At 60.3% G+C, this 15,995-nt stretch carries 10 protein-coding genes and 1 pseudogene; 7 read left to right on the forward strand and 4 right to left on the reverse strand.

The window, feature by feature from the left end; all coding sequences use genetic code 11:
• From ACQKRQ_RS12295 to ACQKRQ_RS12315, 5 genes and pseudogenes are all read left to right on the forward strand, one after another.
• On the forward strand, nt 1-1,212 hold a 1,212-nt coding region (locus tag ACQKRQ_RS12295; protein ID WP_427477187.1), incomplete at its 5' end, for a DUF2345 domain-containing protein.
• Between the two features lie 32 nt (nt 1,213-1,244).
• The gene (locus tag ACQKRQ_RS12300; RefSeq protein WP_427477189.1) at nt 1,245-2,675 is read left to right on the forward strand and encodes a hypothetical protein; all 1,431 of its coding nucleotides are present in this window, start codon (nt 1,245-1,247) and stop codon (nt 2,673-2,675) included.
• 34 nt (nt 2,676-2,709) lie between these two features.
• A complete protein-coding gene (locus ACQKRQ_RS12305; RefSeq protein WP_427477191.1) occupies nt 2,710-3,609 on the forward strand; it encodes a hypothetical protein in 900 nt (299 codons plus the stop codon).
• Between the two features lie 11 nt (nt 3,610-3,620).
• Nucleotides 3,621-3,873, forward strand: a pseudogene (locus ACQKRQ_RS12310) (PAAR domain-containing protein).
• Between the two features lie 16 nt (nt 3,874-3,889).
• Nucleotides 3,890-4,849, forward strand: a complete 960-nt coding sequence (locus tag ACQKRQ_RS12315; RefSeq protein ID WP_427477193.1) for a hypothetical protein — start codon at nt 3,890-3,892, stop codon at nt 4,847-4,849.
• A gap of 555 nt (nt 4,850-5,404) precedes the next feature.
• Here the strand turns inward: ACQKRQ_RS12315 and ACQKRQ_RS12320 are convergent.
• Complete coding sequence (locus ACQKRQ_RS12320; RefSeq protein ID WP_132374203.1) at nt 5,405-6,178, reverse strand: FkbM family methyltransferase; 774 nt, start codon at nt 6,176-6,178, stop codon at nt 5,405-5,407.
• 444 nt (nt 6,179-6,622) lie between these two features.
• Here ACQKRQ_RS12320 and ACQKRQ_RS12325 point away from each other — a divergent pair, with 444 nt between their 5' ends.
• Nucleotides 6,623-9,028, forward strand: coding sequence for a DUF6531 domain-containing protein (locus ACQKRQ_RS12325; protein ID WP_427477195.1), 2,406 nt, complete (start codon nt 6,623-6,625; stop codon nt 9,026-9,028).
• A 1-nt stretch (nt 9,029) separates the two neighbouring features.
• Entirely contained in the window at nt 9,030-9,410 is a 381-nt protein-coding gene (locus ACQKRQ_RS12330; protein WP_132374205.1) for a DUF6984 family protein, read from the forward strand.
• Nucleotides 9,411-9,963: 553 nt separating this feature from the next.
• On the opposite strand, the gene ACQKRQ_RS12335 is transcribed toward ACQKRQ_RS12330, so the two are convergent.
• From ACQKRQ_RS12335 to ACQKRQ_RS12345, 3 genes are read right to left on the reverse strand one after another with little or no spacing between them, the layout of a single operon-like run.
• Entirely contained in the window at nt 9,964-11,499 is a 1,536-nt protein-coding gene (locus tag ACQKRQ_RS12335) for an efflux transporter outer membrane subunit (RefSeq protein WP_427477197.1), read from the reverse strand.
• Between the two features lie 2 nt (nt 11,500-11,501).
• A complete protein-coding gene (locus ACQKRQ_RS12340; RefSeq protein WP_427477199.1) occupies nt 11,502-14,639 on the reverse strand; it encodes an efflux RND transporter permease subunit in 3,138 nt (1,045 codons plus the stop codon).
• Entirely contained in the window at nt 14,636-15,787 is a 1,152-nt protein-coding gene (locus ACQKRQ_RS12345; RefSeq protein WP_427478306.1) for an efflux RND transporter periplasmic adaptor subunit, read from the reverse strand. The genes ACQKRQ_RS12340 and ACQKRQ_RS12345 overlap by 4 nt, the downstream gene beginning before the upstream one ends.
• Nucleotides 15,788-15,995: the final 208 nt, after the last annotated feature.

The following is a 15,995-nucleotide window of genomic DNA, read 5'->3' on the forward strand; positions in this document are numbered from 1 at the left end:
CGCATGGTCAACCGGTTCAGGCAGCCACCGTGGTTACTGCCAGCCAACTACGCACTGAGCGGCACGCGGACGCAGGAACTGAAAGGGTTTCAGGCCAACCAGATCGTCGCCGACGACACGCCCGGCAAACTTCAGGTACAGGTCAGCAGCGACCATGCGCAGTCACGGCTGATCGTCGGCTACAACACGCGCATCGACGGCAACAAGGGGCGCACGGAAGCGCGGGGCGAAGGCTGGGAACTGGCGACAGACGCATGGGGCGTGGCGCGCGCCAACAAGGGCTTGCTGGTTACCACCGAGACGCGATCAGGTGCCACCGCTCCGGTAAAGGACATGGGCGAGACCGTGCAACGGCTCACGCAGGCGCGCGAACAGCATGAGGACCTGGCGCAGCTCGCGCAGCAGCACAACGCGCAGTCACCCGGCGCGAGCCAGCACGACGCCGCGAAAGCCATCAAGGCGCAGAACGATGCGATCCGGGGCGGCGAGGTCCGCACGCGTGAGAATCCGTTCCCCGAAATGACGCGGCCCGATCTTGCGCTCGCGAGCGCGGCGGGCATCGGCATGACCGCCACGCAGGGAACGCACATCGTGAGTGGACAGGATCATGCCGTGACGGCGGGCCGCGACGTGAGCGTGTCATCGGGTCGCTCCCTGTTCGCGTCGGTGCGCGGCGCGATCTCGATGTTCGCCTACCAGCTCGGGCTGAAACTGATCGCCGCGAAAGGCAAGGTCGAGATACAGGCACAGAGCGACCAGATGGCGCTCGCGGCCCTGAAGGACATCACGATCAGCAGTACGGACGGCAGGATTGTCATCACGGCATCGAAGGAAGTCTGGATCGGCGCGGGTGGCTCCTATATCCAGATCAACGGCAATGAGATTGTCAATGGTTCGCCGGGGCCGATTCTGGAGAAGGGGGCGAGCTGGGACGTACCGGGACCGGATTCGAGGCGCATGCCGTTGCCTGATCTGCCTGGCGAGAAAAGTTTCAGCGCGCAGTTCGTGATTCAGGATCGCAGCGGCGCCATCCTACGCAACTACCCGTATCGGCTCGATGCAGAGAACGGGCCAACCTGGTACGGCATCACGGACGAAAACGGCTTGACCCAGCGCGTCTGGACTGCCAGTGAGCAGAATCTCAGGGCGCATCCGCACGAGGCGCAGCAACCGGATGATGCCCCGCCTGACGACGATCCCCACGATTGCTGAGCATTCCCTCTCACCAGAGAAAAGGACGATAAATGACTGGCCCGAATCAAACCCCGATCGGCACCATGATGTGCGGACCGAACATGCCGACACAGACTGCGCAATGCATGACGCGCAAAGTGAGCTTTACTTTTTATTGCGCGCCGCGAGACGATTCTGGCAATCCTCTGTATAACGCTGTGTACCCTAATGACGACACGCACAAAGGTGTCACCGACTCCGCGCCGTACCTGAATGGAATGCCGTACGTGGTGGTCGATGCCGATACGCACGCGGTGATCTATCCGTACAACAGTACAGATGGCAGGACCGCAACCTTTCCGGCCAAGGTGTCGACGAACACCCTGCATGATGGACAGCGTTTCAAACATTCACTGCCCCCGATCAATATTCCTGATCACGTCACCCGCATTGCGCTGCACATTGCTAACGATGCCCATGCACAGCACCGCAACTTCCAGCTTTTTGCCTGGACAATGCCGGATGCCGCCCATACCAAGGTCCATGTTTACGAGGTCAGATCCGACCTGCAGGAGCGGTTTTCAATAGAAAACCATTTTGGTGCCCCGCCAGCCGAAAACACACTTGGACTCAAACCCGGAACAACTGACGAATATCAGGGATATCTGAACGGTGACCTGTGGCTGCGGATTAGCCATGAATTCACGGATGATGAAATTACCAGGCTTTGCCCACCGGAAACGCTGACGCGTTCCCTCCTTCCCGGACAACATCCGGCGGCCCCGCAGGGCAGTGCGGGAAACGCCATTCCGCCTGTGCCCCCAGCAGCAGCGCCGGGAACGCAGGGCGTGCAACCGAACCAGCAGACCTACGCCGGACCCGTCCCCGGCGGACCGCATCCCGCTTCTCCATTACCGCAGGCACAACCACAAACGTCGCTCCAGGCGGCCGGCAACACCCAGTCGCTGAATGTTAACTGGCGAGAGGTGCTTCAGCCTATCTATGGCGCGGGCGCGGGTTCCCGCTCAATGGCCGCTTTTAGCGTCCGGGTGGATGCGCTGGGCATCACTGTGAGGTTCACCGCGCGGGCCGTCGCCAATGCGGTGAATACCAGCAATCGCACGACCGTCCAGCAGGCGTTGCGCCGGACCTCTCCGCGCGCATTTGCAGCTGTTCTGAAGGCGGCGTGGCGCCTTCACATCAGTTCGGTTGATTTTTCCAGTTCATGGCGGCCCATGCTGGGTTCCAAGCTGCACAGGATGGGCGTTGCGCTGGATGTCACGCATTTTGATGATGCCGATGAGAACATTCATTTTACGGTTCACAATCACGACCATTACGATAGAAATCATCCGTTCCCGACTGATCCGGGAGGCCGGAAACTTGCAGCCCTGTACGGTGAGTTGAGAACGGACCAGCAAGTGACGCCAGCAGCGGTTTATACGCCATGGCTTAACTGGGTTATTCCGCATGACGCGCATATGCATGTCACAGTTAAATAATAATTAACGTTCTATAGTAGAAAAATGGATTGTTATGACTTTCAAAAAGGTAGGAATTTTTTTTCTTGCAGCATGTACCGTTTTGGGAATTTATCGCGTTGGCGTAACAGCCGAAAGAGCAGTATTTTATAACGGAACCAAGATACACTTCGATGATGATGCGGCTTATTTGCAACCACGATGTGCGTTGCTCCTCCGGCATCAACCTGCGGACTCGAAGAGTCGTTATGCGATGGTATCTAACGATGTATGTAAAAAATACCAAGCAACACAGGATGAAAACTACTCCTTTCCCGGCGCCCAAGGCGAGGCTCCCGTAAAGACTGCTAAGAGAGACTTCGTTACACTTGACGAAATCCCATTGTGGAAAGGGAAGCCCCCTGTCCGGGCTAAATTTAATATCAGCTTTGCGGTTGACGATCCCGATCCTGATATTAACCCGTCCTATCTACCCTATATTCGGACGAACAAAATCAGTGATTATATGTTGATAGACGAAGAAAACTATGAAACAAGTCTCGCAACGGGAAAGCGAACAGGCTACCGGTTTTATCAATTCGAGAACATGTGCTTTCTGGCAACAGAAAAGAAGCCACGGCTGTTTAAATTTGAAACCGCATGCGTGCATGCCGGAAATCTTAACTACGCGTTTCCAAAAGCTGTTGATACGGTCAGCCATCCTTGGATTAACATCATGGAGCGCAATACGATCGAACTGGATGAACGTATGCCAGCTGATAATGTAGAGATCGACGGTTCGTCACCCGTCAAGCCGCTGATTTACTCCGATTTCCCGATCAACGACAGTGGTCGGGTGACTCAAGGGCGTGCAATGTGCATGGCCGATTGTGCGCCGGGCATGCTGTTTCGGGTACTTCACAAAGGCCAGAGTATCTGGGGCGCTTCGGGCAAACCGCCTGCTGTCGAGCGATAAGGGACGGGCCAATGATTGATCTAATCCGACTCGGTGACACCACCGACCACGGCGGCGAAGTCATCACCGCCTCCGAGACCATGCGCTACGGTGGGAGGCGAGTAGCCCGCAGGGGCGACCATGTGAGCTGTCCGATGCATCCCCAAGTGAATCCGAACATTATCATCGAAGGCGACGACAAGATCACCGATCGCGGCGTTCCAGTCGCCCGGCAAGGTCATGCATGCCACATGCGGCTGCCACCTTATTTCGAGCCTGCTGTGATCAGGTCGCCGACGACATGGACACGACACTGACCGGCATTGCGCGGGCAAAGGAGGAGTCACCTGCCGGCCACCCGTTGCAGGCGCCGGGTCCCGCGCGAAAGCCGAAGGTCTATCGCAAGCCCGCGATACCGCAGCAGGAAGTGGAACACGCCCTTGCCGGCATCGATCCGCTGCGCCATCTGCCTGTACAACTGCACGGGCAGGCGCTCGCCTTTCTGGCATGGCTGGGCGCGATATCGGACAGCGAGCCGGACGGATGCCCGTACTGCGGCAGCACGAAACGCAAACTCCGTTTCCGCAAGGGGCCGAAAGCCCCACGCAACCTGTACGGCTGCCTGAACTGCCTGGGCGCATACAACGTGCTCACAGGTACACCGCTGGCGGGGATGCGCAATCCGCATCTGTGGCGCGCCTTCATGACGCTGCGTCTCGCGGGCTGGTCGATCTGGCCGATCAGTCTGCATCTTCATATCAGCACCCGGGGCGCCTGCGGCTGGGATCGCCAGTTTCTGCTCCTGATGGAGGAGCATGCCCCTGAACTGCAACGCTGGTGGCAGGCTCACCAGGATCGCATCGATATTGGGATGCCCGAGCCGTTGCAACGGCAGGCGGACCAGTTCGTCGCGTGGGTGGAGCGCATGTCGCGGACGCCCGGGCGGCTGGAAGGCACACCGTTCCAGTACATGGCCTTCCGGGCTGATTGGGCGCGCTATGCGCGCCTGCTGCTTCAGGGCGTGAGTGATACTGATGCCGCGAGCGAGCTGGGAACGAGTCACGCGACCGCGGGCAAGTGGAGACGGCGCTTCGAACAGGCACTTGAAAAGCGTCACCCCGAACTGACCGGATGGGTGCGATGGCAACGCGCACGGCGCTACAACGAGGTCAGCGAAAAGACGCGGCGCGAAGCTCACGAACAGGCATGCGCGGGGGCGACGACGAAGCGAACCGTACGACCTGTAAATCGCGGCGTCTGATTCTAGGCTGTGCGGCAGCGCTGGTTCGACTGTGCGTTCACCCTATCACCGCATCCCGTGGGGAATACCATGGCTTCACCCAGACGGCGCGCAGCGCAGCATGCACAAGTCACCTGTGCGAACTTTAGACAAGCCACTTGTCTTGTAAGTCCCCACGAGGGACCGCTGTTAGCTTGAATCTCAAACGAGACACATGTCTAATATGTAGGGCAGTCCCCAGGTGGGGGGACGAAGGTTTCCCCGCACCGCAGCGTATGGGGAAACGTGGGGGAATGGATGTTTGAGGGCGCGAGGGGAAAGAAATTTTCCCCACACGTCGCCCGGAAAGTCCTGTGCAGCGTGGCTGTTTATCACAGGGTGTGATTTGTCCACAGATTTGTCAACACAAACTGTGGATAAGTTTGTCTCGCGACGCACTGCAAACGAAGACTTTAGGCTGCAAGGATGTCCGGCAGCGGAGCGACACGCAGTACAAGGTCGAACGCGAGCGATCCCCACGCGGACTTGTCTCGCGCCGCCCGTGAGACAGGTTCATCCATGGCATTCACCGAGTGGTCAGGCGGAAGGACCGGCCAGCGGATGAAATCCCGCATCCGTGATCTCGTAGCCATCCTGCAGTGTCATGTTCGATTCACGCGGCAGTCCCAGCATGTTAAAAGCGGACAGCCTTGGGTAAAGGTTCTCAGTTCTGCACCGGAAGTTCTCCGGGTTGAACAGCGGGCTGATATGCCACCACAGCCTGTATCCCTGCTTCCACAGATATTCGATGAGCGCAGGCGAGTGGGCAACCTTGTCATTCTCGACGTACAGCACCGGACGATCACGGGCGAGAATCTGCTGCGCGCCTTGCAGTACCTGCAATTCGAATCCCTCAACGTCAATCTTCATGAGCCGCACGCCCCGTGCACCAGTCATGTCGTCCAACCGGACGCAGGGTACTTCGACACCTTCCGGTATTTCCTCTGCCTGTACGGAGATACCACCGAAGTTGTTCGAGCGGCTATAGTCCAGATGAGGGAGCCATACGGACCCTTCCTCTGCAGCACAGGCGAAAGGCCAGGCGGCTACATTGCTGATTCCATTCAATGCCAGATTCGCGCACAGATTCTGGAATACGAACGGTTGCGGCTCAAATGCCATGACGACGGCACCGACTGTTTTGGCAGTCTTTGCCAGAGCGATGGTCTGACTGCCGACATTCGCTCCGACTTCCAATATCGTACCTGGCCGGTTGATGAACTGCAGCAGAAATTGGGTTTCCAATTCGCAGTATTCGCCGTATTCGATCAGTGCGTGGCCAATGTAGACATCGTATCGATTGGCCAGCATCGTCCCGTGTCTCGTAGTCACGAGATCATACGGGTCAGCGATCTGCATCGTGTGGATAGTCTCATTCGTCACAGTCTGTTACCTCTTTCATTGCCATCGGATGGCGCGAATATATCACTGTGCTCATGGCGATCTCCGGAGCTCAATCGGGAAGCACCGGACTGCAACCCGCACGATCTGCTGCACGCCCCCCATCTTTTTGCTCATCTAGTCTCGTGTCAGTGCGCCCTAAACGTGCTGGGACGGGCAATGTGCCTTTTGCAGGCTGACGTCAGATGGATGACAGGCGTCGGGTTATTTTCCTACATCACATGTGGGCGTGGACGACGGCAAACATGTTCATGTGCAAGGCAGGCGTAATTTTAGGAATATTCGGATTTTCTGTTCATTGCAGTCCCGATAGAGGGCTCTGGCTCGAGCCAAGTACCACCAATCAGGATAACTATGAAAAGAAACAGAAGCAAAGAAACTGCAACTGGAATGGCGGCCCGCCTGCTGGCAGCATTCATGTTGCTCCTGGTGGCGTTCGGCGCCAATGCCGAGAGTGGAGACGGAGTTTGCGCCCCACTATATGTCAGGTCCGGAGCGATACAAGGAACCTCGACCTGTTTCGCAAATGCATGGGGAAACACACCCATCAATCTGTCCAACCACTATTGCGTCAACGAGCCGGCGCGAATCACGCGGTGGTGTGGGACGCCGCCGGACGACACGAGTGCAGATAATAGTTGTCCGGTGGCTGACCCGGTTTATGCAGCTTCAGGTGCAACGACGATCAGGGAAGTTGATTTTCATAGCGGCGACGACCGGCCTTTTATTTTCAGCCGCACTTACCGCGCTCGTCCGGTTGCGCGACCAGATTCCGGCTTTGGGTCTCTTTGGGTTCACAACTGGCAGCGCCAGTTAAATCTTGCGAACGTAAATGGTGTTCCGTCGCGGGTCACTGCTTACCGTGAAGATGGGAACCCGGTTGTATTTAATAAAGCTTCCGGCGGATGGCGGTCCGCGGACGGAAAACCGCTAACGTTGACGCAAAGCGCTTCATCGTGGACGCTTGATGACTTGACCAATGGCAACCGAGAAGCCTATTCCGCACAGGGAATACTGCTGTCTGTTACCCAACACGATGGTCGGGTGGCTACGCTGACATACAGCGATGCGAATACCCCCGTCTCCGTGGCACCGGCAGTGGGCCTGCTTGTCGCGGTTACCGAACACGCAGCCGGAACAAATTCCTACTACGATCTGACCATCCGTCTGACTTACGATGCGAAGTACCGTATTACTCAGTTCGCGGATTCGACCGGGAATGTAACGCAGTACGGTTATGACGGATTTAGCAACCTTGTTTCTGTTACCTGGGCAGATGGGAGCGTCCGCCGTTACGCCTATGAGGACACGCGCTTCACCAGTGCCCTAACTGGCGTGATTGACGAGACAGGCACTCGTGTTGCGACCTGGGCATACGATGCGATGGGCCGTGCCACGTCGGTAACCCATCCGAACGCGCAGCAGAATGTGTCATTTGCCTACGGTGCAAACACATCCACGGTGACCAGCAACCAGCGCGCGACGACCGTGAACTTCTCCTCGATCGGGGGAATGTCGCGCGCGACAGGAAGTGACGCTGGCTACAGCATGGGTTGGGACACTGGAGGCAAACTGACCAGTGACATCACACCATTTGGGAAGAACGTCCAATACAAATATGACGAGGCTGATCGTCCCATCCAGGCGACTTCGATCAGTAATTCAGGCGGTATAGCGATTACAACGGTGCGCTACGCTGATTCCGTGAGTCTGCGTCCCTATATGGTCGCAAAACCAGGATGGCTCCGCACATATGTATATGACGCGAACGGCAATGCGACGGGCGTCAGTGAGCGACGGACCACGGATGCAACAGGGGCGGATGGTTTGGCCGCGGCCTTGGCTGACGGCCCGACCCGTACCTACGGAATGGTGTATGACTCGTCGAACCGTTTGACGTTTGCCCAGATGTACGACGACGGGCAGTTGACGGGTGAATGGGGGATAACGCAAGACGCGACCGGCAACCTGCGATCGGTTAGCGACAGGAAGACTGGAAACATACTTATAGTTTCCCAGCGAGATTCAGCGCACCGGGCGATCAAGTTCAACAGCCCAGGCTTCACTGCGAATCCCTATTACGACGCACGTGGACGGCTGATCGGTTTCCAATACTTCGAAGATGCAAGTCCGCTAAACGGAAATGTTCAACGCGCCCTCAAAGTCAACTACACGTACGCTGCGGATGGAACTCTGGTGGCGCGTGCAGGTACTGTGTCGACAAATCTCGGCCCCGACTTTTCCATCAGTGATGATGAGATTGACAAGTGGCTTGAGAATGTCGAGTCTGGAGTCTTGCCCGCAGGGCCATCGCTTAACCTGCTCGGTATGGTTAGGGGGCTGCAGTTCGTGCAGGAGCCGGGACTGGAGCCGGTGTGTCCTGAGTGCGCAATCGCTGCAGGCGCTCGTTTTGCCTGGCTTGTATTCCAGCTTGCCAAAGACCCGATGTGGGCCAGCAAGCAAGGCATTCAGCAGGCGACGGAAGCGAAGCAGTGCAAGCCAACGGGCGTGAATAGTGCCGGAGACCTTACTTTCAAGACGGGTCACTATGCCTCCCGTTTGGAAGCGGAGGGTGTAAATGTCGCAAACGCAGAGGGCCAGGTTGCAGATGCTGTGACCGGTATGATGCCGGACATGCTTCCCAATACAAGCGCGGTTGGCAGAATGACCGTTGACGGCGTCCTGGTTGAGTACCGGGTGCGTATCCTGCCGAATGGCACAGCGAGTGTGGGAACTATTTTTCCTGTGAAAGGATACTGATGTGATTCGCGCACTTACCGACGACGAAAAATACTTCATCCGTGGCGTAGCATCACGGCTTGACAGTGAAGCGCGCAACAGGCTGATGAATGACCTGGCAATCGCACAGGTAGAAGCCGAACTGGCGGACGGAGAATTGATCCAAATCTGCCTTGAAGGATATCAGCATCCACATGGTGGCGGCCAGAGCCTATACCCGGTTGAGGGAGAAGTGAGCGACGAGGATGGCTCGTTGATATCCCTGCTTTTGTTCGCCGATCCGGCCGACCGTTTGTATGAGCTTGAATATTTGCGGTGGGGCGATGGACCATTGCAACAACCAAATTGGTCGACACTTAGGTTTATACCTGATGTGTCTCCTGCCGATCACAGCGCCGAGTAACGAGGATGCGAGCAACGAGGATCGACTTATCAGGACGTCTTCGCTCGCGCGCCAAAGCTGTTTGACGCACCCATCAAAATTGAGTCGCCTACTGACTACCCCTGAACAGGGCAAAATCGCCGCACGATATGCACCGGCCCGGCACGGGGGCACGAACAGGACTGTCTGGATTTTAGACAAGTCACGTGCTTTGTTGGTCGCCATTGAAGGACAGCGTTGGCTTGAATGGCAAACGAGACACAAGTCGCGGCGCCAACGCCGCTGCATCCACCGGCACCTCAAGCAACAAACCCCTTCGGCTCGAGCACTTAAGCGTGTAGCCCCGGAGTTATCAACAACCCTGTCAACCCAAACTGGGGATAACGTCGAGGCATCCCAGGTTCTTCGTTCCGTGAAAAAGCTACCGCTCCGGGCCTGCTGGTTCATTCCGTACCGCCTGCACAATTCCCCATGCGTTCAAGGTGTTAGCCTGCTTGTCAGATAGTTTTCAACAGGCTCATCAACAAAAAGTGGGGATAAGTCCGCGGCGATCAGTACGGAATCCCAGGTTTGGCTAGTCGGCGATGCCCGCGTTCGCTGCCCGAATCGCCGAGGCCGAGGCCGAGGCCGAAGTCGAAGCGGACGCGGATGACGCAGCCGGCTCCATCGGCGGATTCCCCATCGCCTGGAACAACGCCGCCGTATCCGTCAAACGCGCGCTCGTATAGCGAATCTCATCGAGTTGCGCGTTGCGAAACTGCTGCTCACTCGAACGCGCTGACGCGATAGGCAACGCGCCCAATCGATAGCGCCCCGAGGTTTCGTCGAAGATGCCTTGCGCCGAACGCGCGGCAACGTTCGCGGCGTCCAGCGCCTGCGAGTCGTGCTCCAGCGCGGCGAGCGTGTCGGCGACATTCTGGAATGCGGCGAGTACCGTCTGTTTGTACTGCGAGACCGTCGCATCGTACGTATCGACCGCTGCGCGCCGTTGCGCGAACAGGGCGCCGCCGTGAAACAGCGGCTGTGACAGCGATGCGCCGATGCTCCAGATCGCGCCCGCGCCGGACAGCGCCACCGGCCAGCTAAAGCCGCCTTGTCCCATCGACGCGCTCAACGACAGGCTCGGGAACATCTGCGCCGTGGCGACGCCGACATCGGCCGCCGCGGCCTTCAAGGCGGCGTCGGCGGCCTGAATGTCGGGACGCGCGCGCAGCAGTTCCGACGGCACCACCACGGGCACCTGTTCAGGCACATGCAACTGGGCGAGTTCGAGATCGTCCGGCGCGGCATCCGGTGTGCGGCCCAGCAGCACCGCGAGCGCGTGACGCGTGCTCAGCCATTGCTGCTTCAGCCCCGGCAAGCTCGCCGACAGACTCGCCGCGCTCTGTTGCGCGCTCAACTGGTCGGCATGCGAAACGGCGCCCAATGCATAGCGCCGCTGCGTGTCGCGAGCCTGATCGTTGGCGATCGTCACGAGCCGTTCGGTCGTTTCGATCTGCGCACGCAGCGCGGCGCTCGTGATCGCGGCGCTCACGATATTGGCGGCCAGCGCCCGGCGCGCGGCGTCGAACTGATACGCCTGCACGTTGACGCGCGCCGCGAGCGCCGCGTCGGCCAGACGCGCGGCGCCGAACAGATCGAACGTATAGTGCGCCTGCAATTGACCGACGAAGATGTTGTACAGAAACGTGTTCGGTCCGATCTCGGGGATCGCCAATGCGCGGTTGCGCGTCGCCTGGCCGCCGAGATCGACGGTCGGCAGCATCGAGCTGCCGATCTGCGCACGCAACTGCTCACGCGCGGCGGCAAGACTCTTGTCCGTCGCGGCGAGCGTCGGACTATTACGCAGGCCTTCGTCGACGAGCGCGTTCAGCGCGTCCGACTGATACAGCTTCCACCATTCGGGCACCGGCTTCGCGCCGACCACGAACTGCTGCGTGACGCCTTGCGCGGGCACGGTTTGCGTCGGCTGTGCTTCGGCGCCGTAGTGTGCTGGTTGCGGCATCGCGGGCGGCTCGCCGCTCGGCCCGAACGAGCAGGCGGCGAGCGCGCATGCCATGCCGGTGAGCGCGGCGATGCGCGGGTAAAGGGAGAGTGCGAAGGTGGCCATGCTCAATTCCCCGTATGCGTCGCGCCGGACGCGGACGGCGTCTGCGGCTCGCGTTCATCGACACGCACGCGGAACGACGCGGCGTACAGCGCAGGCAGATAGAACAGTGTGAGGATCGTGGCGCTCGTAATGCCGCCCATCAGCGCGGTGGCCATCGGCCCGAAAAAGTTCGAGCGCAACAGCGGAATCAGCGCGAGCACGGCGGCCGCCGCGGTCAGCGTAATGGGCCGGAACCGCCGCACGGTCGCGCCGACGATCGCATCGAAGCGCTTATGCCCCGCGGCAATGTCCTGCTCGATCTGATCGACCAGAATCACCGAGTTGCGCATGATGATGCCGAACATCGCGATCACGCCGAGCATCGCGACAAACCCGAACGGCTGGCCGAACAGCAGCAGCGTGAGCACCACGCCGATCAGCCCGAGCGGCGCGGTCAGCACGACCATCAGCACGCGCGCGAAGCTTTGCAACTGGACCATCAACAGCGTGAGCACGGCGATGATCATGATCGGCATCTGCGCATTGATCGACGTCTGGCCTTTGCCGCTTTCCTCGACCGAGCCGCCGATTTCGATCCGGTAGCCGACCGGCAGCGTAGCGCGAATCTGGCTCAGCGCTTTGTCCACCGCATGCGTGACGTCGATGCCTTGCGCGCCGGGCGCGACGTCGGACTGCACGGTGATGGTCGGCTGACGGTCGCGTTCCCAGATCACGCCGTATTCGAGGTCGTTGCGCAAATGGCCGAGCGTACCGAGCGGCACGGGACCGTTCGGCGTTGGCATGGCCAGCGTGACGAGCTGCGCGGGGTCGACGCGTTCGGCCTTCGGCGCGCGCAGATCGACGTTGATCAGTTTGTCGCGTTCGCGGTACTGCGTGACGGTGTAGCCGGAGAGCGTCATCGCAAGGAAGCTCGAAATGTCGTCGGAGCTCACGCCGAGTTCGCGCGCTTTTTTCTGATCGACTTCGAAACGCACCGAGCGCTCGGCGGGTTCGTCCCAATCGAACTGGACGTTGCTGGTGCCGCGGTCCGCACGCATGGTCGCGGCTACGCGATCGGCGATCGACCGCACGGTGGCGATATCGTCGCCGCTCACGCGGAACTGCACCGGATAGCCGACGGGCGGCCCATTCTCCAGGCGCGACAAACGCGTGCGAATCGCCGGAAAGTTGTTGCGCAATTCCGGTTCGAGCCATTGCGCGAGTTTTTCGCGATCCTTCACCGACTTCGCCGTGATCACGAACTGCGCGAAATTGGGTTGCGGCAATTGCTGATCGAGCGGCAGATAGAAACGCGGCGCACCGGTACCGACGAAGTCGACCGTATGATCGATTTCCGGGCGGCCCACCAGGACTTTTTCGAGCCGCTGGGCCTGGCGCAACGTGGCTTCGAACGATGCGCCTTCGGGCAGGCGCACGTCCACCAGCAACTCGGGACGGTCCGAACTCGGGAAGAACTGTTGCGGCACCAGCGTGAAGCCGGCCATGGCCAGCACGAACAGCACGACAGTGATCGCCAGCACGACGAAGCGCCGCTCGATACACCAGCCGACCCAGCCGCGCAGGCGCCGGTAAAAACGCGTGTCGTAAATGTCGTGCTCGTGATCGTCGGGCAGATGCGCTTCGTGCGCCTCGCGTTTGCGCTCGGGCAGCAGGTGATAGCCGAGCAGCGGAATCAGCACCACCGCGGCGAGCCACGAGGCGATCAGCGCGATCGCCGACACTTCGAAAATCGAGCGCGTGTATTCGCCGGTGCTCGACTTGGCCAACGCGATTGGCAGAAAGCCGGAGACGGTGACGAGCGTGCCGGTCAGCATTGGAAACGCGGTGCTGGTGTACGCATAGGCCGCCGCGCGCGTGCGGTTCCAGCCTTGCTCCAGCTTTACCGACATCATCTCGACCGCGATGATCGCGTCGTCGACGAGCAGTCCCAAGGCGAGCACCAGCGTGCCGAGCGACACCTTGTGCAGGCCGATATCGAACAGATACATGCACAGCGCGGTGACGGCGAGCACCACCGGGATCGAAATCACGACCACCATGCCGGTGCGCACGCCGAGCGAAACCAGGCTCACCACCAGCACGATCGCCACCGCTTCGGCGACGGCTTCGAGGAAGTCGTCGACCGAACGCGCGACCGCGTCCGGCATGCTCGACACTTCGACTAACTGCAAGCCGGCGGGCAGCGCCCTTCGCAACTGCACCATCTGCTGATCGAGCGCCTTGCCGAGGCGGATCACGTCGCCGCCCGGCTGCATGGTCACGCCGATGCCGAGCACGGCCTTACCGCCCGCCCGCATCTGCGTGACAACCGGATCGTCGTAGCCGCGTTTGATCGTGGCGATATCGCCGAGACGAAACGAACGGTTGTTGATGCGGATCAGCGTGTCGGCAAGCGCGTCGACGTCCTTGAACTGGCCGGTGGGGCGCACGAACACGCGGTCGTCGGTGGTGGTCAGCGTGCCGGCCTGCGACACGCTGTTCTGCGAATTGATGGCCTGGCCGAGCTGCTGCGGCGAGATCCCGAGGCGCGTGAGTTGCGTGTTGGCGATCTCGATGTAGATGTGCTGATCCGGGTCGCCGAAATAATCGACCTTGCCGACGCCCGGCACGCGCAGCAACACCGTGCGCAACTGGTCCGCGTAGTCGTGCAGTTGCGCGGGAGAAAAGCCGTCGCCTTCGAGCGTGTAGATGTTGGTGTAGACGTCGCCGAATTCGTCGTTGAAGAACGGGCCTTGAATACCTTGCGGCAGCGTCGCCGCAATGTCGCCGACTTTCTTGCGCACCTGATACCAGGTCTCGGGCACGTCCTTGACCGGCGCCGAGTCCTTCATGGAGAAGAACATCAGCGATTCGCCGGGGCGCGAGTAGCTGCGCACGAAATCGATGGCGGGCGTCTCCTGCAATTTGCGGCCGATGCGGTCCGTGACCTGTTCCTGCATCTGGCGCGCGGTGGCGCCGGGCCAGAAGGTGCGGATCACCATCACGCGGAACGTGAAGGGCGGGTCTTCGGATTGCGCGAGACGCGTATAGGCGAGGATGCCGAAGACGGTCGCGAGCGCGATCAGGAAAACGACCAGCGCCTGGTGGCGCAGCGCCCATGCGGACAGGTTGAAGCGTCCTTCTTCATGCGTGGTGCTCATGAAGCGAAGTCCTCGGGATGCAGCGGTGCGATCGCGCGGACTTTTTCGCCGGCGGTCACCGTATGCACGCCTTGCAGCACGACGCGTTCGCCGTCCTTGAGGCCGTGGCCGATCACGATGGTGCGTTCGTTGTAACGCGTCACGGTCACGCGGCGCAGTTCCAGCGCGTTATCCGCGGCGCGCACGATCCACACGGCGGGTTGCGTGCCGTCGTGGAACAGCGCGGTGGCGGGCACGGTGAACGAGCCGTGCTGAGTAGCCGAGGCATTAGCTTGCGCGGCGAGTTCGATATCCGCGGTCATGCCGAGGCGCACGTCCGGGCCGGGATTCTCGAGCGTGAGTTTGGCTCGATAGGTGCGGCTTTGCGGGTCGGCGGCGGGCGACAGTTCGCGCACGCGCGCGCTGAACTTGCGTCCCGGCAGCGCGGCGAGCGTGACATTGGCGGTTTGCCCGACCGAGAGCGCGGCGAGCGCGCTTTCCGGCACGTCGCACACCACGTCGATGTCGCCGCTCCACGCGAGGTTGTAGACGGCCTGGCCCGCGGAGACGTTCTGGCCGGTGTCGGCCTGTTCGGCGGTAATCACGCCGGCGTGATCGGCGGCGAGCGTGGTGTATTGCAACTGATCTTTCGACAACGCGGCCTGCTGCGCGGCCTGATCGCGCTGCGCGACGGCGGATGCATACGCATTGGTGGTCTGTTCGAGTTGCGCGGGCGCGATCAGATTTTCCTTGGCCTGCGCCTGATCGCGATCGAGCTGCTGCTTCGCATACACGAGCGCGTGCTGCGCGGCGGCGAGCTGCGCCTGCGCGCTCGCGGCGTTCTTCTGTTGATCAGCCGGATCGAGGCGGGCGACGATCTGCCCGTTCTTCACGACATCGCCGAGACGCACGCGCCGCTCGACGATCTTGCCGCCGACGCGAAACGACAGCGGCGTCGAATAGCGCGCCTGCACCTCGCCGGGCAAGGACGCCGCCTGCGTGGCGCTGCCGTCCGCATGCACGGCGACGGCCACCACCGGACGCGGCTCGGGCGCCGCGGCTTCTTTCTTCGAACACGCGGCCAGCGTGACGACGCCGGCCAGAACCAGCACGAATGCGGCGCGGCGCAGGCGCGCGCGATGACGATACCGATGGGACTGCGGACGCAGCGCGAACGATGCGGGAAGACCGGGACGCTTCACAATTACCCCAACTCGAGACAGCGAACGAACAGGGCAAGCCGCAGCGGCCCGCCAGCGAAGACGCGCCGGCCGTTCATGCAATTGGCATACGCGACTGATTCAGAATGACGATGTGCATTCTAATACACACCTGTATTTGAATGTTGGGGTGAATTGGAATTCTTTTCAGTGCTAG

Origin of the sequence: Paraburkholderia sp. NPDC080076 (assembly GCF_050281145.1) — a bacterium.
Taxonomy (GTDB): Bacteria; Pseudomonadota; Gammaproteobacteria; order Burkholderiales; family Burkholderiaceae; genus Paraburkholderia.